General features: G+C 57.1%; 16 protein-coding genes and 3 pseudogenes. 6 read left to right on the top strand and 13 right to left on the bottom strand.

Features of this window, described 5'->3' with window-relative positions:
• Window position 1 precedes the first annotated feature (1 nt).
• From ASC85_RS01315 to ASC85_RS31990, 9 genes and pseudogenes are all read right to left on the bottom strand, one after another.
• Window positions 2-514, bottom strand: a complete 513-nt coding sequence (locus ASC85_RS01315; RefSeq protein ID WP_057447927.1) for a chemotaxis protein CheW — start codon at window positions 512-514, stop codon at window positions 2-4.
• Between the two features lie 3 nt (window positions 515-517).
• A pseudogene (locus tag ASC85_RS33660) lies at window positions 518-1,870 on the bottom strand (methyl-accepting chemotaxis protein); the annotation flags it as partial.
• Window positions 1,871-1,903: 33 nt separating this feature from the next.
• A pseudogene (locus tag ASC85_RS33655) lies at window positions 1,904-2,038 on the bottom strand (hypothetical protein); the annotation flags it as partial.
• A gap of 894 nt (window positions 2,039-2,932) precedes the next feature.
• Window positions 2,933-5,059, bottom strand: coding sequence for a chemotaxis protein CheA (locus ASC85_RS01305; RefSeq protein WP_057447925.1), 2,127 nt, complete (start codon window positions 5,057-5,059; stop codon window positions 2,933-2,935).
• 16 nt (window positions 5,060-5,075) lie between these two features.
• On the bottom strand, window positions 5,076-5,393 hold the full coding sequence (locus tag ASC85_RS01300) for an STAS domain-containing protein (protein ID WP_013692987.1): 318 nt from the start codon (window positions 5,391-5,393) through the stop codon (window positions 5,076-5,078).
• Window positions 5,394-5,425: 32 nt separating this feature from the next.
• Entirely contained in the window at window positions 5,426-5,794 is a 369-nt protein-coding gene (locus ASC85_RS01295; protein WP_013692986.1) for a response regulator, read from the bottom strand.
• Window positions 5,795-5,805: 11 nt separating this feature from the next.
• Window positions 5,806-6,408: pseudogene (locus ASC85_RS33650) on the bottom strand (methyl-accepting chemotaxis protein); the annotation flags it as partial.
• 832 nt (window positions 6,409-7,240) lie between these two features.
• Entirely contained in the window at window positions 7,241-8,464 is a 1,224-nt protein-coding gene (locus tag ASC85_RS01285; protein WP_057447924.1) for an HD-GYP domain-containing protein, read from the bottom strand.
• A gap of 540 nt (window positions 8,465-9,004) precedes the next feature.
• On the bottom strand, window positions 9,005-9,094 hold the full coding sequence (locus ASC85_RS31990) for a YHYH domain-containing protein (protein WP_100264172.1): 90 nt from the start codon (window positions 9,092-9,094) through the stop codon (window positions 9,005-9,007).
• A 192-nt stretch (window positions 9,095-9,286) separates the two neighbouring features.
• Here ASC85_RS31990 and ASC85_RS01280 point away from each other — a divergent pair, with 192 nt between their 5' ends.
• Window positions 9,287-10,594 (top strand): MFS transporter, encoded by a 1,308-nt coding sequence (locus tag ASC85_RS01280; protein WP_057447923.1) that lies wholly within the window; start codon window positions 9,287-9,289, stop codon window positions 10,592-10,594.
• 39 nt (window positions 10,595-10,633) lie between these two features.
• Here the strand turns inward: ASC85_RS01280 and ASC85_RS01275 are convergent, their stop codons facing one another.
• The 3 genes from ASC85_RS01275 to ASC85_RS01265 are packed head-to-tail and all read right to left on the bottom strand — an operon-like array spanning window position 10,634 to window position 12,823.
• Window positions 10,634-11,377: a TraX family protein gene (locus tag ASC85_RS01275; protein WP_057447922.1), complete on the bottom strand. Its 744-nt coding sequence runs from the start codon at window positions 11,375-11,377 to the stop codon at window positions 10,634-10,636.
• A 5-nt stretch (window positions 11,378-11,382) separates the two neighbouring features.
• A complete protein-coding gene (locus ASC85_RS01270; protein ID WP_057447921.1) occupies window positions 11,383-12,519 on the bottom strand; it encodes a nickel/cobalt efflux protein RcnA in 1,137 nt (378 codons plus the stop codon).
• Between the two features lie 7 nt (window positions 12,520-12,526).
• Window positions 12,527-12,823, bottom strand: coding sequence for a metal-sensing transcriptional repressor (locus tag ASC85_RS01265; protein ID WP_014338967.1), 297 nt, complete (start codon window positions 12,821-12,823; stop codon window positions 12,527-12,529).
• Window positions 12,824-12,929: 106 nt separating this feature from the next.
• Here ASC85_RS01265 and ASC85_RS01260 point away from each other — a divergent pair, with 106 nt between their 5' ends.
• From ASC85_RS01260 to ASC85_RS01250, 3 genes are read left to right on the top strand one after another with little or no spacing between them, the layout of a single operon-like run.
• Window positions 12,930-13,292, top strand: coding sequence for a hypothetical protein (locus ASC85_RS01260; protein WP_057447920.1), 363 nt, complete (start codon window positions 12,930-12,932; stop codon window positions 13,290-13,292).
• A 47-nt stretch (window positions 13,293-13,339) separates the two neighbouring features.
• The gene (locus tag ASC85_RS01255; protein ID WP_057447919.1) at window positions 13,340-14,077 is read left to right on the top strand and encodes a HupE/UreJ family protein; all 738 of its coding nucleotides are present in this window, start codon (window positions 13,340-13,342) and stop codon (window positions 14,075-14,077) included.
• Between the two features lie 12 nt (window positions 14,078-14,089).
• Window positions 14,090-14,728: a hypothetical protein gene (locus ASC85_RS01250; RefSeq protein WP_057447918.1), complete on the top strand. Its 639-nt coding sequence runs from the start codon at window positions 14,090-14,092 to the stop codon at window positions 14,726-14,728.
• Between the two features lie 519 nt (window positions 14,729-15,247).
• On the opposite strand, the gene ASC85_RS01245 is transcribed toward ASC85_RS01250, so the two are convergent.
• A complete protein-coding gene (locus ASC85_RS01245) occupies window positions 15,248-16,393 on the bottom strand; it encodes a GNAT family N-acetyltransferase/peptidase C39 family protein (protein ID WP_057447917.1) in 1,146 nt (381 codons plus the stop codon).
• Window positions 16,394-16,485: 92 nt separating this feature from the next.
• Between ASC85_RS01245 and ASC85_RS01240 the strand changes: the two genes are divergently transcribed.
• Together ASC85_RS01240 and ASC85_RS01235 are read left to right on the top strand one after the other, a co-directional pair.
• A complete protein-coding gene (locus ASC85_RS01240) occupies window positions 16,486-18,072 on the top strand; it encodes a RimK family protein (RefSeq protein ID WP_057447916.1) in 1,587 nt (528 codons plus the stop codon).
• Window positions 18,073-18,138: 66 nt separating this feature from the next.
• On the top strand, window positions 18,139-19,089 hold the full coding sequence (locus ASC85_RS01235) for a magnesium transporter CorA family protein (RefSeq protein WP_013692972.1): 951 nt from the start codon (window positions 18,139-18,141) through the stop codon (window positions 19,087-19,089).
• Window positions 19,090-19,115: the final 26 nt, after the last annotated feature.

The following is a 19,115-nucleotide window of genomic DNA, read 5'->3' as shown; positions in this document are numbered from 1 at the left end:
CTCAGTGCAACTGGCTGGCGATCTCACTGACACACAGCACCTGGTCGATCTGAAGCACAGTCAGGAACGAACCTCGCACCTTGACCATCCCTCGAATGAAGTCTTCACGGATCCGGTTTCCGATCGCCGGAGCGGCCTTGATATCGGCCAACTCGATTTCGATCACCTCGCTCACCGAGTCGACGACGATACCCAGCACTTGCGGCTCGCCTTCCTGAAGCAGTTCCAGGATAACGATGCAGGTCCTGCTGCCTTGCTGCGTGGCGCCCTTGCTAAAGCGCGCCTGCAGATCGATCACCGGCACCACCGAACCGCGCAGATTGATCACCCCGCGGATAAAACCCGGCATCATCGGTACGCTTGTAACCTGGCCGTACTCGATGATTTCTCGCACGCACAAGGTATCGATCGCATAGAGCTCCCTGGCGGATACGAACGTCAGGAACTGCAGGAATTCGCTGTCACACGGACTCTGCGGTGCATGCTCGAAATGGCTCAAGACTGCAGGTTCCATGGCTCAACTCCCGAAGCGAATGAAACCGCCTTCCTGGGCATGCTCACTGCTTTGCATGCCACCCAGACTGGAAGAAGCGGCCCGTGGTACGGCAGAAACCGCAACCCGACCATGCAGGGTGAAAAAGCCCATCAACTCCTGCAACTGCTCGGCCTGGCTACTCATTTCCTCGGCGGTAGCAGCCAGCTCTTCGGACGCCGAGGCGTTTTGCTGAGTGATCTGACTCATCTGTGACATGGCGGTATTGATCTGCTCCGAGCCGATGGACTGCTCTTCAGATGCAGCGGCAATCTCCTGAACCAAATCAGAGGTCTTGGTAATCGAGGGCACGATTTCATCAAGCAGATTGCCGGCCCGCTCAGCCAGGGCAACACTGTTCTTGGCCACTTGGCCGATCTCCTGCGCCGCGACCTGGCTGCGTTCGGCGAGCTTGCGCACCTCAGCAGCGACGACTGCGAAACCTTTGCCGTGCTCACCGGCACGGGCCGCTTCGATGGCCGCGTTGAGCGCCAGCAGATTCGTCTGGTAGGCAATCGAATCGACGATCCCAATCTTTTCGGCGATGGTTTTCATGGCCGAGACGGTGTCCTTGACGGCCTGTCCACCTTCACTCGCTTCCTTACTCGCCTTGCCGGCCATGCCGTCGGTCACTTTGGCGTTCTCAGTGTTCTGGGAAATCGACGCCGACATCTGTTCCATCGACGCTGACGTTTCTTCAACCGACGCCGCCTGTACCGAAGCCGACTGGCTGATACTTTGGGCCGTGGCGGAAATCTCTTCCGAGGCGCTGGACAGCGAGTCGGCGGAACTGCGCACCTCGCCAATGATCTGCGAAAGCTTGCTCACCGTTTCGTTGACCGCATTCTTCAGGTCTTGCAGGCTGCCCTGGTAATCACCTTTGACGGTGCGGGTCAGGTCACCACTGGACAGGGCCACCATGACCGCCATCGCCTCGTTGAGAGGGGCAACGATAGAGTCCAGGGTGCTGTTGATCCCCGCCACGATGCGGCGGAAGTCACCTTGATGGCGAGTGCTGTCTGCACGGGTATCGAGCTTGCCGATCATGGCATTCTCGCTCAGCATCTGGGTGTCTTCGATCAGCGCCTGGACGTTGCTGCGCAGTTGTTCGATGTTGTCGTTGATGAACGCTTTTTTGCCGGGGAAACGGGCCAGCGGTGCCGACAGGTCACCTTCGCCGAAGGAACGTATGCAAGCCATGGCCTGTTTTTTCACGCTGATGTGGCCATTGACCATGTCGTTGATGCCCTGGGCAATCTGACGGTACGAGCCTTGGAATCGCTGTACGTCGATCTGCACATCAATGTCGCCTTTCTCGTGCTCGTCCGACATGTGACGCATCTCTTCGATCAACGCCGTGATGGTGCTGCGAAGATGCTCGATGGTGACGTTGATAAAGGCTTTCTTGCCGGGGAACGCTTGCAGGGACGCCTGCAGATCGCCTTCGCTGATCGACTTGATGCAGGCCATGGCTTGCTTCTTGACGCTGATATGGCCACTGACCATATCGTTGATGCCTTGGGCCATCAGCCCATAGCTGCCAGCAAAACGTGCCGCATCGATCTGTACGTCGATGTCGCCTTTGTCATGCTCCGCGGACATGTGATTCATTTCGCCGATCAGTTGATTCAAGGTCCCGCCCAGCCGGTCCATGGAGCCCATCAGCCCGGTACGTTCAGGGCCATTGTTGCTGCCCTGTACATCCAGTTGCCCAGCCACCAACCGCTCGGCCAGCAGGCGAAGATCATCGGGCTCGCCACCCAATGTGTGGAGCAGCCGGCGTACCAGGAAGAAACCGATCAAGCAGATGACCAGCAAGGTGGCGCCGCCGACCAAGGCGATGCTGTAGATCGCCGTCTGTTCGGTCGATGCCGCGATCGCGGCATTCTTACGCCCCAGGTCCAGGTTGTACTGACGGATATCGCTCAAGGCGGAAGTGACCTTTTCGCGCGTCACCTCCAGGTCGAGCAGCAAACTACGGGCTTCAGGGGCGGCATTCTTGAAGGCGTTATCGAAACGTTCCATGCCCCGGTTGTATTCATTGACCGTGCTGCGCAAGGTGCTGAGCAGCGTCGCATCATGATCATCGGAGACGAACTCCTTCTGGTAGCGATCCAGCGCCTGGATCACCGTTTCCTTGTCGCTTTGCTGGGGACTACCGGCAGGTCCGGAAAGACTCTGCCATTGCCGGCTGTGGCTATCCGCCAGGGCCAGGGCCACTTGATCCAGCAACTGCAGGCTGGGCACAGTATTGACTTGTGCATAGCTGGCAGTAGTCCTGACCCCACCCATCAGATAAAGACTGAGACTGACCAGGATCAGGATGCCCAACACAGCTGAGGCGACCAGCAGCGAGATATTTTTTTTGACGGTCATGATGCTGTACTCCAGGGAGAACGATTAAGTCAATTCAGGACTGAGGGTCGCACCGTGCTTCTGTCGGCTAGGGACCTGCCCGAGTAGTTTTGGAATATCCAGGATCAACGCTACCGCTCCGTTCCCCAGGATGGTGAAGCCGCCCAGTCCATGAGCTGTACCGAAAATCTTGCCCAACGGCTTGATCACTGTCTGGAACTCACCGAGCAATTGATCGACGACCAGGCCCACCCGCATCCCTGCGTAATGCACGACCACGATGTTTTCACGGCCATGGTTAGGCTCATCGATGGCGAACATCTCGCGCAGGCGCAGGACTGGCAGTACCGAGCCCCGCAGGTCCAGGAAGTCCTGATCGCTGCGGTCGTCGGTCGATAGCTCGATGCACTCCTCAACCACGTCCAGAGGCAAGACATAAGAGGCATTGCCCACCCCGATCAGAAAGCCATCGATGATGGCCAGGGTCAGCGGCAGGCGGATACGCACCGTGGTGCCCACCCCTTCCTCGCTTTCCAGGTTGACCGAGCCTCGCAGGGCGACGATGTTCCGTTTGACGACGTCCATTCCCACGCCGCGCCCGGACAGGTTGCTGACCTGATCGGCAGTGGAGAAGCCTGGCTCGAAAATCAGATTGAGAATGTCGCCGTCGGCCAGCTGTTGCCCTTCGGCAACCAGGCCGCGCTCAATCGCCTTGGCAAGGATGCGTTGCTTGTTCAGGCCACCACCGTCGTCACTGACTTCTATGACGATGCTGTTGGCCTCGTGATAAGCGTTGAGGCGAACCGTGCCCTGTTCAGGCTTGCCACGCTCGCGCCGCAGCTGGGAGGGTTCGATGCCGTGGTCCATGGCGTTGCGCACCAGGTGGGTCAGGGGATCGCCGATGCGTTCAACCACCGTCTTGTCCAGCTCGGTCTCGGCGCCGAGCACCTGCAGGACGATGTCCTTGCCCAGTTCCTTGGAGACATCGCGCACCACCCGCTGGAAACGGTTGAATGTGCCGCCGATCTGCACCATCCGCAGGGTCAGGGCGCAGTCGCGCACCTCCTCGACAAGACGCGAGAGCGAGCTTGTCGCTTCAATCAGCTCGCCGATGCCGCTTTGTATGGCCCCCAGATTGGCGCCAGCGCCGGCGATGATCAGTTCGCCCACCAGGTTGATCAATTGATCCAGTTTTCCGGCGTCGACACGAATCAGATTACCTTCGGCCGGACGGGCCTCTTTTGCTCCCCGGTTCTTGGTGACGTCATCGCGAGCCGCCTGGTCTGCTGCCACGGCGGGCACCGCGACAATCGTCGATTCATCGGAAGACGGGCTCGCCAGCCAATCTTCACGGGACACGGAACCACAGGCGATAAAGGCTTCGACCATGACATCGGGCTCAGCATCGAGACGGCCGATCAACGCCCGGAAGCCTGCCAGGTCGCCGTTGCACGGCAACACGCAGATCTGGCTGCCCTCACGAACGAAGTCGAATGCACCTTCAATGGTGGCCTGGTCGGCATCACTGACAAATCCCAGCTCAAACCCCAGGTAACAGGTTTCCGGGTCCATCGTCGAAATATCCGGCATGCCCTCGGTGATGCACACAACCGCGCCGATCTGACCGAAACTGTTGAGGTAACGCAGCAGCGACAGCGGGTCCATACCGTTGCGCAGGACGTCGGGACACAGGCGCAGGGACAAGTGCCAACGCGCGGCACAAGTCGATTGCAGCGGCTCGATCGTCGCCAGGGACGGTGCCGATTCGTGACGGTGCTCCAGGTAGCCGTTAAGACGCTCGACCAACGCCGCGCCCTGCCGCTCATGCTCTGCGGTCATGCCTTGCAGGTCACCGTGGCTGGCAAGCAATTCAATCAGCGTGCACAAGTGGTCCCGCACTTCCAGGAACAAGGCACTCAGCGATTCGTCCACCCGCAGTTCATGTCCACGGACCCGGTCCAGCACGCTTTCTGCCACATGGGTAAAGGCAACGATCGGCGTGAAGCCAAACAGGCCGGCAGAACCTTTGATGGTATGGGCGACGCGAAACAAGGCGTTGATGGTGTCGACATCATCCGGCGCCTGTTCGATCTGCAGCAACGCATCTTCCATCAGGAGCAAGAGCTCCTGGCTTTCGGCGATGAACGTTCGTAGCACGTCGTCCAGATTCATGGGCGAACTCATGGCTTCAACCTCTCTGCTGAAGGGACGGAGCCGATTGATCGAAAAAGCTGTGCAACCCACTCATGTCCAGTGCATCAAGCACCGCCGTACTGGGGTTGCTCAGCAGCAGGTTGGAGCCATGGCGCAGCGACTCTTGCTTGATCAGCACCAACAACTGGAGCCCGGCGGTATCCATTTCGTCCACGCCGCCCAGATCCATTTCAACCTCCTGAGCCAAGGGAAACAGCTCCAGCAACAGGTCTTTGCGTTCGGCGGCGGTGTAGATGGTCAGCGGCCCTTCGAGCACCAGAATCCGACGCAGACAAGCCGTGGTGTTTGTCATGACAACCTCCTTTCCAGGGACTCTGGGCGGCACTACGGCATGATCAGTTTGGAGACGGCACCCAGCATCTGGGCCGGCTGGAAGGGCTTGACCATCCAGGCCTTGGCACCGACGGCCTGGCCCTGTTGCTTCATGGCCTCTCCGGTTTCGGTGGTCAGCATGATCACGGGCGTGAATTTGTAGGCCGGCAGTTGTTTAGCGGCCTTGATGAAGCTGAGGCCGTCCATGTTCGGCATGTTCACGTCACTTACAATCAGGTGGATCTTGCGTCCGTCGAGCTTGGTCAGGGCGTCACGACCGTCAACACCTTCGATGACCTCGTATCCGGCGCCCTTCAAGGTGATGCTCACCACTTGGCGAATGGAGGCAGAGTCATCGACAATCAGGATGGTTTTGCTCATGGGGAAACTCCCTAGAAAAAAGTGATCTCGGATGAAGTGCTGCTCACCACAGGCTTACCGTGATGGATCGCATGCTGTTCAGGCATGGTGTAGGTGCTTGCCAGTTGCTCAAGCCAGGCATCCGCGATGATCGGGGCCGGTGTGCCGCCGGCGAGGGCGAATTGCTGGCGCTCGACGATGTGCCCATGCAGCTTGCCAAGGTCGTTGTTGACCAGGGAAAGCATCTGGCCGACTCGATCCTGGAACTGCAAGGCGACCAGTACCCCCGATATCTCGGTGGCAACGTTCTCGCTCTGCTGCTGAAGACTGCTGCTGGTATCGACGATGGCCTGGGCGTTGTGCCGGAAGTGCTCGATCACCTGGGACACCAGTTGCTCTGAATGAGCCAGGGTTTGCGAATCCTGCTGCGCCTGGTGCTGAGACAGCTCGACGGTGCGAGAGATGGCAGCGTTGACGGCATTGACCGTTTCGCTGATTTTCTGCCCCGTCTCCCCGGATAAACTGGACAGCTTGCGCACTTCATCCGCCACTACCGCGAAGCCGCGTCCGGCATCCCCTGCCCGCGCCGCTTCAATCGCGGCGTTGAGTGCCAACAGATTGGTCTGCTGGGCAATATCACCGACGAACTTGGCCATCTCCTGCAATTGAGAGGTGAAGTCGGAAAGGAGCAATACCTCCTTGAGTTGCGACTCCTTGCGCAACAGCGCATCGCGAAGGGCAACCATGATCGAGTCCAGGTCCCGCTGGCCGACCTCAAGAATTTCCAGCAACCGTGTACCCGAGCTCTGGCTCGCCCCTTGGGAAGCAGAAGCACTGATGTCTCCCGACAGCGTCGCGAAGCGGTTACTCAGCTTGAGGATCGACTCCTCGCTGAGGATGCGCGCGGCATCGATCTGCTGGCTCCAGATCGGCAGTACCTGTGCGCATACCTCACCCAATCCTTCATCCGGCGAAGCGGTCAGCGGAACGTGAAGTGGCTGATCGTCGCCTTGCTGTGCGCTCTGCCGGGTGCCCAATAAACGCAGCGTCCACACACCCATCAGCAACGCGCCAAGCAAGACCAGCGCGCAACTGACTGCACTGCGCAAACTGAAGTCCGTGCTGAGCAGAATCGCGACACAACCGAAAACTCCCGTCAGTCCCGCGGGCAGCATCAAGATCAGGGGGGAGGAAATTGCCTGTCCTTTCACCTTCATCTCTCCAGTTCAGTGCGGATCCGACGGGACCCCGCGCAAGACATCCACGATTGGGATGCCTGGTTTTGTTGGCCTGGAGAGATAATGGCCAAGTGATGGCCTTGAAACTATCGGAGCATCCTGATTTACAACTAAGGATTGCGGTTGGTGCGGTAGGAGAATTCCTACCCGACAGTGACAGGCCCCCAAAACGACAGCAAAAAAAAAACCCAGCGACAGGCGCTGGTAAACAAACTCGGACTCGCAGGCGTCATCCGAATCGCGACTCGCTGCCCTGCCCCGTGCCCACCCAGAGCGCTTCAAGGCTCTTGAAGCCCCAGGTCTTCTCCGACTCAATGCTGACGATACTGTCCTGTCCACAGGCCAGATCAATAGATTCGAGAGGCAGCGGCATACGACTCGACGCCGAGTAGAAAACCTTCACCCTGGGCGTGAGCAAATAATCGGCGTGTTGCTCCATTACCACCGCCAACCTGCCACTTTGAAGGCGTACCAAAGCACCAACCGGATAGATACCAATGCATTTGACGAAGGCGTGAAACACTTTCTGATCGAAATGCCCGCTCCATCCCGCCATTTTTCGAATCGATTCGGCGGGGCCCCAGCGATCTCGATAAGGACGGTCAGACGTCACGGCGTCATACACATCACAGACCGCTGCCATGCGCGCGAATAGACTGATCTGGGTGCCACATAACTTATGGGGATAGCCACTGCCGTCGACCTTCTCATGGTGATGCAGGCAAACGTCCTGCACCCTGGAAGTGAAATGCCTGCTGTCCGCCAGCATCCTGGCACCCTCCTCAGGGTGTGTGCGCATCGTCGTATGTTCCTGGTCATTCAAGGGCAATGGTTTCGCCAGGATGGCCGTGGGTATCACCATCTTGCCCACGTCATGCAGCAAGCCCGCCAGCCCGGCTTCTTGAACCAGCAGCGGCGGTAAATCCAGCTGACGCGCCAAGCCAATCATCAACCCACAGACGGCTACCGAATGCATGTAGGTATATTCATCGGCAGTCTTGAGGCGCACCAGGCTGAGCAGTGCATCAGGATGACGTAACAGCGAGTCGGAGATTTCACCAACCATGTCCGTGACTCGATCCAGTTGAACGATCCGTCCCATGCGCAAGTCGCTGAACATCTCCGTGACCGCCGCCTTGGAACTGGAGCAAAGCTTGACCGCCCTCAACAACTCTTCGCTCATTGCCACCCTCGGACGCGGTCCGGGTACTTCGGTGTACGATCGGATCGACAAGCGTGGCGGCTGCGGAGCCTGCACAGTGGTTTGTACGTCCGCCCCCTTGGACAGGTCGATCCATGCACCCACAATGTCCGAGGCAATGACTTTCTCCAGCACCTCCTCATTCTGAATCAGGAAGCTTTTGCTCCAGAACGGACGCTCTACACAGGAACCGGACAGCTCCTGGACATACATTCCTACGCAAAGATCGGTCACACCGATATGTTTCAACACGATGCAGATCCTCCTCTGTCCGCAACCGCTCACCCTGAATTGCCCGAGGCGCGGTTGTCTTGGATACGCACCAGGATGCCACCCCAGCCCTTGAATAATAGCTAGGTGCCATCAAACAAATAATCGGAGCAATCTTATTTAGGACTAGGGAATACAGAGGGACGTGTAGGGATTTTCCTACGCTGAAGATTCTCAATTCGCTTCATTTCCCGGGTTTAAGACAGTTGGGGCGCCTAGACAAACACCTGATGCCCAGCTCACCTGGTCACTGCCAACCGCAAACGCGACGGAGCGCATGCACGCTTGGCGCGCCCTAAAGGCTTCGGGGGCTGCCGTCCTGGGTTTTGATGGCCTGTGCACTTGTCGGCTTGGCCGTGCATCTGTTGCGCTAGAGCACCGGAGACTGACTATCTCTGGCAGGCACTGGACCTGCCAGAGCACCCGCCTAAGGATTTTCTGGGCGAATTGCATAACTGGCCTCCGCACATGTGAGGAGGCCAGTTCGTACCGACACCCAGCCTGACGCTGGGCTTTTTATCTTTAGTGGCAGTGGTAATCGTTGGTCTTGTGGTTGCGGTGACAACCTTTTGCATCAGTGCCACCACTATGGGCGAAGGCAGTGACAGAAATGCAGCTACTTCATTCCTCTGTCGAGTGTTCGACGAAAGGTTCGTGTGGCTATTTCTTGAGCTACCAGGGCCTCTGGTTTAGGATGGCCTTATATCCCCCCTAGGAGGATGTTGCGTTCCTTGAGAACGAACATTTTTCTCAAGCGTAACTCGACAATCAAGTGATCACACGCCCTCCCCTGCGAGATGCCTCATGTTGAAAATACTCGCCAACCGCACCTACCGGCATCTGTTCCTGGCTCAAGTCATTGCGTTGGTAGGTACGGGGCTTGCCACTGTTGCATTGGGGCTGCTGGCCTTCGACCTTGCGGGAGCCCAAGCGGGTGCAGTCCTCGGCACAGCGTTGGCGATCAAGATGACAGCCTATATCGGCGTTGCACCGATTGCCGCGGCTTTTGCAGAACGCCTGCCACGCAAGGCAATGCTGGTCTCGCTGGACCTGGTACGTGCTTTGGTCGCGCTTGCCCTGCCGTTTGTGACGGAGATCTGGCAGGTCTATGTGCTGATTTTCATCCTGCAATCGGCCTCGGCCGCGTTCACCCCAACCTTTCAAGCAACCATTCCGGACATCCTGCCCGATGAGGACGAATACACCCGCGCCCTGTCTTTGTCGCGACTGGCCTATGACCTCGAAAGCGTCGCCAGCCCTATGCTCGCTGCTGCATTGCTGACCGTGATCAGCTTCCATAGTCTGTTCGCCGGCACCGTCATTGGTTTCCTGGCTTCGGCGGCCCTGGTTGCGACAGTATTACTACCGAAAGCGAAGCCGACACCTAAACGCAGCATCTACGAACGAACCACCCGCGGCATGCGCATCTTCCTGGCGACGCCTCGCTTGCGCGGACTGTTGGCGTTGAACCTGGCTGTAGCGGCCGCCAGCGCCATGGTCATCGTCAATACGGTGGTGCTGGTCCAATCGCGTTTCGCGTTGCCTCAAACTTCCACGGCACTTGCGCTGGCCGCATTCGGTGGCGGCTCTATGATCGCTGCCTTGGTGTTGCCTCGGTTGTTGAAAGATATCAAGGACCGAACAGCCATGCTGTTCGGCGCAGGGATACTGGTTATCGGTCTGGCCATGGGCATCAACCTGACCACCTACAATTTCCTGCTGCCGCTTTGGATGTTGCTGGGCGTGGGCTATTCGCTGGCACAGACTCCGAGTGGCCGGCTGCTGCGTCGCTCGGCACACACTGAAGACCGCCCTGCGCTCTTTGCTGCCCAGTTCGCGTTGTCCCATGCCTGTTGGTTGGTGACCTATCCATTGGCAGGATGGCTGGGCGCCGACATCAGCTTGACGGCAGCATTTTTCGGGCTCGCCCTGGTGGCCGGTGGCGCATTGTTAGTCAGCGTGGTGATCTGGCGTCCTGTCCATGATCAGGACTCGATCAAACACACTCACGAAAACCTTGCGCAGGATCACTCCCACTTGGGCGGTGAGGGTATTGAGCACGAACACCCGTACGTGATTGATGATCAGCATCGCCGGTGGCCAAATAACTGATCATGAGTTCAACGATCTTCAGAAACTGGCCGGGCGCCGTCAAACCAGCAAACGCACAGCTTGCAGTGCAACAAGATGCCCCGGATAGAACCAATACCCCCATTGCCCCACCGGCCAGACGTTGAAGCTTAACCTCTGGCGAAGCAGCCAGAGCCCGATCAGCGGAGCCGCAAAAGCCGTGCCCAGAACCAATAACGAATAGAGTTCAAAATCCAGCGCCCGGCTGACAATGCTGCTGCGGGTATTGATCAACACACACAGACTCGCTGGCAACAGCCACAGCACAGCAGGCTTGTTGATCACCAACAAGACCGAGGCCGGGACAAGGACTCCGTAGAAACCAAACATCAGCGGATCATCCAGCGCACTGGCGATGGCGCCAGCGAACAGCGCCATGGCGCCACTCGAGAATGTCCGATGGTGGCAACCCCAGGCCACAACCAACCCCAACGCCAGGGTCAGCAGCACGTTGTACGAGCCCGAAGTGCTGATCATGCGATAAGGCACCTGCGAAATGGCCGCGAACAACAGCATCAAGACGAGATAGCGTCCGTTCTTGTAAGTCAGCCATTCACCACGTCTGGACCGCGCGACGTTGGCCGCTATGGCGACACAAAACAGCGGAAAAGAGAGCCGCCCTGGAATGAACGGCATGCTCAGCTCCGGCCACACCAACCGCAAATGATCGATGACCATTGTCAGCATCGCCAACCATTTGATCAGATCGAGGCTGGCGCTGCGACCTTTCAACGAGGGATTCAGAACTGGGTGAGTCTCAGTCATAAGCCTTATGCGTTCAAACCGATCCAGCCGTGAAAGCCCACGTACAGACCGACACCAATGATCAACACACTGGACAAATAAGGAGCCCGCCGCGCAACGGTGCCCAGCCATGGCCAGCGATTGGAGGCCTGCCGCGCGCCAATGGCCGCGGCCGCTCCAACGGTCACCAGGGTGATCGCCAAGCCAATGCTGAAGCACAAGACAAGCATGCCCCCCAGCGCAACCTCCTTGACCTGAAGACAGAGCAGCAGCACGGTAATCGCGGCGGGACAAGGAATCAGCCCACCCGTCAGGCCGAACACGATGATCTGGCCCGTGGTCACTTTGCGATTGGTAAAGCGCTTGCGGATATCGTTGGCATGCGCCCGCTCGTGAGCGTCCTGGTAACCCTCCAATGACAGTTCCAGGCCCTCCAGTTCGGAATGCTCATGCCCATGATCATGCTCTTGATACTCAAGGTCGTAATCGTGGGAATGCCCCCCATGCCCCAGGCTCAAGCGAGCGCTGAACTCATGGGGCTCGGGAATATCGACCGTCGACTCCAGGAATCCATCGCGCTCGGCAAATGAGAACGTCTGAACGCTTCCATCGGCGCGAGTGGTCGTCAGGCGAACGTCCTCGGCGGACCAGGCATGGCCAGTCAACGTTTTCAGGCGCCAGTGGGGTGGCATGCCTTGCTCGAAGATCGAAAGTTCGACACGGCCATGGCCGGTATCGATGCGATGGGTTTCATCATGATGTCCATGGTCATGTTCGCCGTGATGATGCTCATCAACCTGCTCGAACTTGAACATCTGTTCGCCACGCCAGGTACGCCACAACATCCATAGCGCAATGACGATGATCAGCGCAGCCGATGCGAGCTGGAAGTAAGGTTCCGTGGTTTCGGCATCCAGCCCCTGGCCCAGGTACATGCCACCGATGGCGACCAACCACACCACGGCCGTGTGGGACAGCGTCGCCGCCAAACCCAGCAAAACTGCCTGTTTCACCGAGCCCCGAATAGCCACGATAAACGCCGCCATCATGGTTTTCGAATGACCGGGCTCCAGGCCATGCAAGGCGCCCAGCAAGATCGCGCTGGGAAAATACAGCCAGGCGCTAGCGCCACCCTGTTGCAGCAATTCGGCAAAATTGGGCATGGGGGGCCTAGAGGTACTTGGTGATTTGCTTGAAGGCTTCCAGCGGCGCGCGCTCACCCTTGTTCAGCGCCGAAACGGTGTCTTCCAGACAGTGATCGATGTGATCCTGAATCAAGGTCCGCTTGGCCTGGCACACCGCTTTTTCCACCGCATGCAGTTGCTGGGCGATATCCACGCACTCACGACCTTCTTCGATCATGAGGATGATGCTGCGCAGGTGACCGTCCGCCCGCTTGAGGCGCTTGATGATCGCTTCATGGCTTTGGTGGGTATGGGGATGGCTGTGTTCGTGCTCGTCACTCATGACTTGAGTCTCTGACTTCAATGAATTACGCTGGCAATCCTATCCCCCCATAGGGGATATGGCAAACGTATCACACCCCAGAATAACGAGTCGAAACACGATCACTATGTTCAGCAGAACACTGACAACGGCAGTGGTATTCGCGCTGGCTTTTGCCATGTTCATGGCCTGGGCCGGGCATACCCGTACGCTGTCCATGATGTCGCAACAGCCCGCCTGGGATGTCGCGCAAGATGCCCATCATCATTCCCATGATGAGCAGACCAACGTGTCGTGTTCAAACTGCTCGGATCACTATCACTCTCCCCTGACGCCCGATCATCAGCACGAGACGCCGCAACTCGCCGCCACGCTGATCCTGGCGGCTCAACTACAGCTCTCGCCACAAGCCGAGGCTCTCGGTTACGCCGTTCCTCGTGCGCCCATTTTTCTGATCGAACGTCCACCTCGTCCTTCGCTTGCCTCCTGACATGGTCGCGCTGCGACCCTTGATCACTGCAACGAAGGATCTTATTCATGCATTCGCACTCAATGAGTGGCGTCGGCGCGTTCACTGCGCCTTCGCATCGCCCACTACTGCTGTTGTTTCTATTGCTTGCGTCATTTCTTGTCGGAATGCCCGAAGCTCTCGCCCACGCCGTCGCTGAAGGCGATAAAGGCTTCATCCAGGAAAGCTCCGGCGTCATGTTGCTGCCCTTCATCTACATGGGCGCCAAACACATGATGACGGGCTACGATCACCTGCTGTTTCTGCTCGGGGTGATTTTCTTCCTGTATCGCCTGAAGGACGTAGGGCTCTACGTCACATTGTTCGCCGTTGGACACTCGATCACGCTGCTGCTTGGCGTGCTGACCGAGGTCAGTATCAGCGCCTACATCATCGACGCCATCATCGGCTTCTCGGTGGTGTACAAGGCGCTCGATAACCTGGGCGCATTCCAGCGCTGGTTCGGCTTCCAACCCAATACCAAGGTCGCCACGCTGATCTTTGGCCTGCTTCACGGGTTTGGCCTGGCAACGAAGATCCAGGAATACGAAATCTCGCCCGACGGCCTGATTCCCAACCTGATCGCCTTCAACGTTGGTGTCGAGATCGGCCAGTTGCTGGCCCTCAGCGCGATTCTCATTCTGATGGGGTATTGGCGACGCACCGGCAGTTTCTGGCGCCATGCCTACACCGCCAACGTTGCCATGATGAGTGCCGGTTTCCTTTTGATGGGTTACCAGATCACCGGCCTGTTTGTCTCAGCCTAAGGAATTCTGACCATGTTCAATACGCCACTTCCCACTGTTAATGAATTGCCCAGCACTCGTCGATTGGTACGCTCGACGGTCATCGCATTGGTGACCGCGGCCGGTCTGCTGGTCACGGTCGTCATGCCTGCGGAATATGCGATTGACCCCACAGGTGTGGGCCGCGCACTGGGCCTGACGCAGATGGGCGAAATGAAGATCACGCTCGCCCAAGAGGCGTTGGCGAATGCAGCGCCGCAGCCAGTACAAGAGGCTGCGGCTCCGCAAATTGTAGCTGTAACCCCAGCGGCTCAACCTGCGCCTCCACCCGCAGCTCAACCCGACCCAGCCCTGAAGACAGATGCAATGACCGTCACGCTAAAACCGGGTGAAGGGACAGAAATCAAGCTGGAAATGCTCAAGAACACCACCGTCAGCTATGAATGGGCGGCCTCTGGTGGGCCGGTTAACCATGACACCCATGGCGAACCCTACAACGGCGAAAAGGGCTATTTCCATAGCTACTCCAAAGCCAAGCAGGTCAAAGGCGACAAGGGCGAATTCACGGCTCTGTTTGACGGCACTCATGGCTGGTTCTGGCGTAATCGCAGCAATAACGACGTGACCATTTCGCTGAAAACGACGGGCGACTACCTGAGTGTGAAGCGCTGACTCCAGTCGAAACACACTTTTAGATTCCTACGGAAAACTCAATGAACGCCTCAACCACGCTGCTCCGCTCCGTGCTTCTGATCTGCTTTATAGGGCTGATGGCCGCCTGTGGTAGCGGCGAGAAGCCCGCTGAAGCACAAAGCGTGAGCCATGGGCACTCGCACGAGTGATGTCATGACAAGAGGCCGCGAATGCGGCCTCTTGTCCGAGGTAGATATGGACGAGGCCGCATTTGCGGTCTTGGCTTTTGCGTCCATCCCGCTACTAGGTTTTCGATTCCTCGATTGGAGTCAAAACGATACCCACTGAATATTCATTTTCTGATGTCGCCGAGCAGCCCACACAAGACGTGTTGGGCAGTCGATGAGGATCTACGACTGGAAGCTTGTGTAAAAAGTCGAAGTAGACCCTCCCCGACCGCAACACCCTGACCAAAACGAGGATCGAGTATCGCTTCATACCTTGAGAATGGATTGGCGAACGTAAAAAATCTTCAAAGCCACGATGTTCCAGCCTCCACTAACCCAAACCTTCGTCGGCGCAGACATTTGAAACTTTCCTGCTCGACTGCTCACGAGCGTAAATCGTCACAGAAGCGCGTAGCTTATTGCCGCCGAAAACACACATTTTGTCGAACGCCTTGTGGCTGACGGGAAGGTGCTGGCAGTCAAGTGCCTGACGGTGCTGACTATGATCAATGTCTGGATCATGCAGGTAGACGAAGTCCTCATCGTAATCAGTGACAATGACCCAGTGCGGGGCTTTTGAGCGCGTCAGTCGGTAGCTGCTGATCAACACCAGGGGTTGACCGCCCTCCTTCAGTGCGAGGGCCAGGTCCAGTTGGTTGCTGCTCACCTGCTCCACATCACTCTGCGCGAGTTCGCTGCAGAACGCTTCGTGTACCAGGCGCATTACTTCTTTTTTATGTTCGTCGCGCACGCCGTCGAGAAATAGCGGACCTGCGATACTCACTTGCAAGCGTACTCGAAACCCCCGGCGCCAGGCCGCGAGCGCCAACCCTTGGGGACTGCAACCACCGTGCCCTGAAGTCATGAACACGGTGGTGGCTTCACGCCAGATCTGCAGTTCGTCCCGACGCCCGATTAAACGATCGGGTTGCAATGCCTTCATGGCCATCAAGAGGCAAGCCGGGCCGCAGGTAAACTCAGTGGTCTGTTGGTAGTAAGGTACCTGGAGCTCACGGTTTTCCCGAGGCTGCACAACACGTTTTTCCAAGCGCAGCGCATGCAAATGGTCTTCGTAGTAGTCATTTACCACGGCGAAGCGCCGGTACCCATTGCGCTCATAAAGACTGATGGCAACCGGATTATCCGGTCGGACTTCCAGTCGCACGTAGGCGCAGTCGTGCGCGCGTGCGCACTCTTCCGCCTGATTCAGTAGCTGTTTTCCCAAGCCCAGGCCACGACTATGGGCGGCGATGGCGATGGAGTACAGACGCGCCAGCGAGGTGCCGCGGTGGAACAAGACCAGGCAATAGCCCATCAATTGGCTCTCGGCCTGCGCGACGATCAGGCTGGCATGGGCTCGGCCGATCATCCACTGGAAACTGCGCGGCGTGAGCCGGTCATGAGTAAAGCACTGGTTTTCCAGTTCCAGCAGAGACTTCAGGTCGTCGTGTGTCGCCTTGCGAAATACCAGATTCATATAGCCGCCGTAAAAGTTGCGTAACGAAACGAGACTTTTAAAAAGCATCGTGCTTAATAGATAAGAACTTGTTCTCCAACGGACCTTTTCATATGTCAGCAGCACAGGGTGATTGGCGTGAAGTATCAGAGCAAAATCGACTAGCGGCAATATCAAACCTAACTTATTTATCGAGTGCACCCAGACGGCAAAGCCAAGTCGTTATTATTGTTGAGCGAAAAGAAGACTGGGCGTCTTATTTCCCATCAGACGATGTGATGAGTGCCCAGGAATATCTCGAGCAACCCCTTGAAAGCGAGGCTGGCAAGCGTGTTCAGGTTATTAATCTGTGTCGGAGCTACAAGTACCTGGGACACGGGTATTACTGTTCATTGCTGGCAGAAGCACGCGGCCATAAAGTTATTCCGTCTGTGCGGACCATCAGCGAGTTGACCCGAAAGTCACTGTACAGCCTAGCGCTGGATGACTTGGACAAGGCGCTGGACAAAGCACTGAACAACCACCTTTATAGTAATACCGAAGGATTCACGCTCACTCTTTACTTTGGCAAAACCAACCTTGAGCCTTTGCAGGAACTGGCCCGGCAAATTTTCGAAATATTCCCATGCCCGATCCTCCTGGTGGAGTTCCGTAAAAGCAACAGTTGGCACATCGAGGGGATAAAGCCTGGCGTCTTGCAAAAGCTACGCGAAGACCAGGAGGATCAATTTGCCAACTCGCTGGACAGTTTCAGCCGCAAGATCTGGCGAGTACCGCGGTCACCCCGCGTGGCCCGTTACGACCTGGCCATATTGCATGACCCACAAGAATCGCTGCCACCTTCCAATGCCAAGGCACTGGAAAGTTTTATCAGGGTGGGCAAAGGTCTGGGCATTGATGTCGATCTGATCGAAAAGAAAGACTACTCACGAATAGCCGAGTATGACGCCCTGCTGATTCGCGAAACCACCAGCGTGGATAACCACACCTATCGCTTCGCCAAGAAGGCGGAAAGCGAAGGCCTGGTGGTGATGGACGATCCCACTTCAATCCTGCGCTGTACCAACAAGGTGTACCTGACTGATCTGCTCAAAAGCCATCAATTGGGTATGCCGGCAACCGAGATTCTCTACAAGGAGCGACCGGAAGACTTCGAGCGAGTCGGTGAACGCCTGGGCTTTCCATTAGTGCTGAAGATTCCCGATGGTTGTTTTTCCCGTGGCGTAATCAAGGTCGAAAGCCAGCAGGCGCTGCTGGATGCCACCGCTGAGCTCTTCGAGCACTCGGTATTGCTGCTGGCTCAGGAGTTCTTCTACACCGAGTACGACTGGCGCATCGGTGTGCTCAACCGAAAACCGATTTTCGCCTGCCAGTACTTCATGTCCAAAGGTCACTGGCAAATCTACAACCACAAGGCCAAGGGCCAGGACATTAATGGGGAATGCCGCACCTTGGCGGTTCACGAAGCACCGCGGGCGGTGGTGGAGCTGGCGGTGAAGACCGCAAATCTCATTGGCGATGGTTTGTACGGGGTCGACCTGAAACAGTCGGGGGATAAGGTGGTGGTCATCGAGGTTAACGACAACCCGAACATGGACGCGGGCATCGAAGACGCATACTTGCAGGACGACCTGTATTCCTTGGTTCTGGAAGAGTTCATTCGCCGCCTTGAGCTGAAACGTCGCGGTCAGGCCTGGTGAAGACTTGATCCGCTACACGCCCTGCAAGACACTGACTTCCTCCGTCAACAACGCCATAGGTCAGACGTGATCAAGAGTTTCTTACTCGCCAATGGGGCGCTGGTACCGGTTGAACAGCTCAATGCTGATGTGATGTTGTTCAGTAATCCCGATGCGGCAGAACGAGATCTGTTGCGCAGCGAGTTCAAACTGGACGATCACGCGCTGGCTTCGGCACTGGATCCGGACGAAGTCTCACGCATCGAATTCCATCCGGATAACCTGTTCTTGATCTGGAAGCGTCCGGAAAGTTACTCGGGCGGAGATAGCCTGGCCTTTGAGGTCTCATCGTTCGGCTTGCTCTTCTCTAAGACACGCTTGCTGATAATCGCGACTGACGACTCCCAGTTGAGTGGATTGGGGCAGCGGCACCCCTTGCACACAACGCAAGATGTGCTGCTGGACATACTGTTCAACAACCTCCACCACTACCTGGGTCACCTCAAGGTGATCAAGATGGTGGCTCGCGAGCTGCAGCAGAAATTCAACGCCTCGATGGAGAATCGACATCTGGTCCAGATGTTTAACCTCAGCGAAAGCCTGATCTACTACATCAATGCGATTCACAGCAATGGTGCTGTCCTGACTCGGCTGCGCAACCATGCGGAAAAAGAGCACTTCAGCGTCGAGGCGATTGCGCTTATCGACGATTTGATCATCGAAAACACCCAGTGCAACAAACAAGCGGAAATCTACTCCAGGGTGTTTGCCGGCTTGATCGACGCACGCGGCAATTTGATGAACAACACCATGAACAACCTGTTACGCAAACTGACGCTGATCAATGTGGTTTTCCTGCCCCTCAACCTAATCGCCAGCATTGGTGGCATGTCCGAGTTCAGCATGATGACCTCAGCCGTTCCCTGGTGGGTTGCCTATCCGCTTTTTCTCACGGGAATGGTAGTAGCCGGGGGCCTGATGGTTATCGCGCTCAAGCGTCTGACGCGTGGTTCATCCAGCATGAATGGCCCGCATTGAACGAGCCCCTCTGGATACTCGATGAC

Source organism: Pseudomonas sp. Root401, assembly GCF_001425105.1.
GTDB classification, from domain to species: Bacteria; Pseudomonadota; Gammaproteobacteria; order Pseudomonadales; family Pseudomonadaceae; genus Aquipseudomonas; species Aquipseudomonas brassicacearum.
The sequence above is the reverse complement of the archived record's forward strand: the minus strand, read 5'-3'. Positions and strand labels throughout refer to the sequence as shown.

What these genes read in the sequence shown, in the direction of transcription:
- ASC85_RS01315 (WP_057447927.1), bottom strand. Translation starts at nt 514, where the DNA reads ATGGAACCTGCAGTCTTGAGCCATTTCGAGCATGCACCGCAGAGTCCG.
- ASC85_RS01305 (WP_057447925.1), bottom strand. Translation starts at nt 5,059, where the DNA reads ATGAATCTGGACGACGTGCTACGAACGTTCATCGCCGAAAGCCAGGAG.
- ASC85_RS01300 (WP_013692987.1), bottom strand. Translation starts at nt 5,393, where the DNA reads ATGACAAACACCACGGCTTGTCTGCGTCGGATTCTGGTGCTCGAAGGG.
- ASC85_RS01295 (WP_013692986.1), bottom strand. Translation starts at nt 5,794, where the DNA reads ATGAGCAAAACCATCCTGATTGTCGATGACTCTGCCTCCATTCGCCAA.
- ASC85_RS01280 (WP_057447923.1), top strand. Translation starts at nt 9,287, where the DNA reads ATGTTGAAAATACTCGCCAACCGCACCTACCGGCATCTGTTCCTGGCT.
- ASC85_RS01275 (WP_057447922.1), bottom strand. Translation starts at nt 11,377, where the DNA reads ATGACTGAGACTCACCCAGTTCTGAATCCCTCGTTGAAAGGTCGCAGC.
- ASC85_RS01270 (WP_057447921.1), bottom strand. Translation starts at nt 12,519, where the DNA reads ATGCCCAATTTTGCCGAATTGCTGCAACAGGGTGGCGCTAGCGCCTGG.
- ASC85_RS01265 (WP_014338967.1), bottom strand. Translation starts at nt 12,823, where the DNA reads ATGAGTGACGAGCACGAACACAGCCATCCCCATACCCACCAAAGCCAT.
- ASC85_RS01260 (WP_057447920.1), top strand. Translation starts at nt 12,930, where the DNA reads ATGTTCAGCAGAACACTGACAACGGCAGTGGTATTCGCGCTGGCTTTT.
- ASC85_RS01255 (WP_057447919.1), top strand. Translation starts at nt 13,340, where the DNA reads ATGCATTCGCACTCAATGAGTGGCGTCGGCGCGTTCACTGCGCCTTCG.
- ASC85_RS01250 (WP_057447918.1), top strand. Translation starts at nt 14,090, where the DNA reads ATGTTCAATACGCCACTTCCCACTGTTAATGAATTGCCCAGCACTCGT.
- ASC85_RS01245 (WP_057447917.1), bottom strand. Translation starts at nt 16,393, where the DNA reads ATGAATCTGGTATTTCGCAAGGCGACACACGACGACCTGAAGTCTCTG.
- ASC85_RS01240 (WP_057447916.1), top strand. Translation starts at nt 16,486, where the DNA reads ATGTCAGCAGCACAGGGTGATTGGCGTGAAGTATCAGAGCAAAATCGA.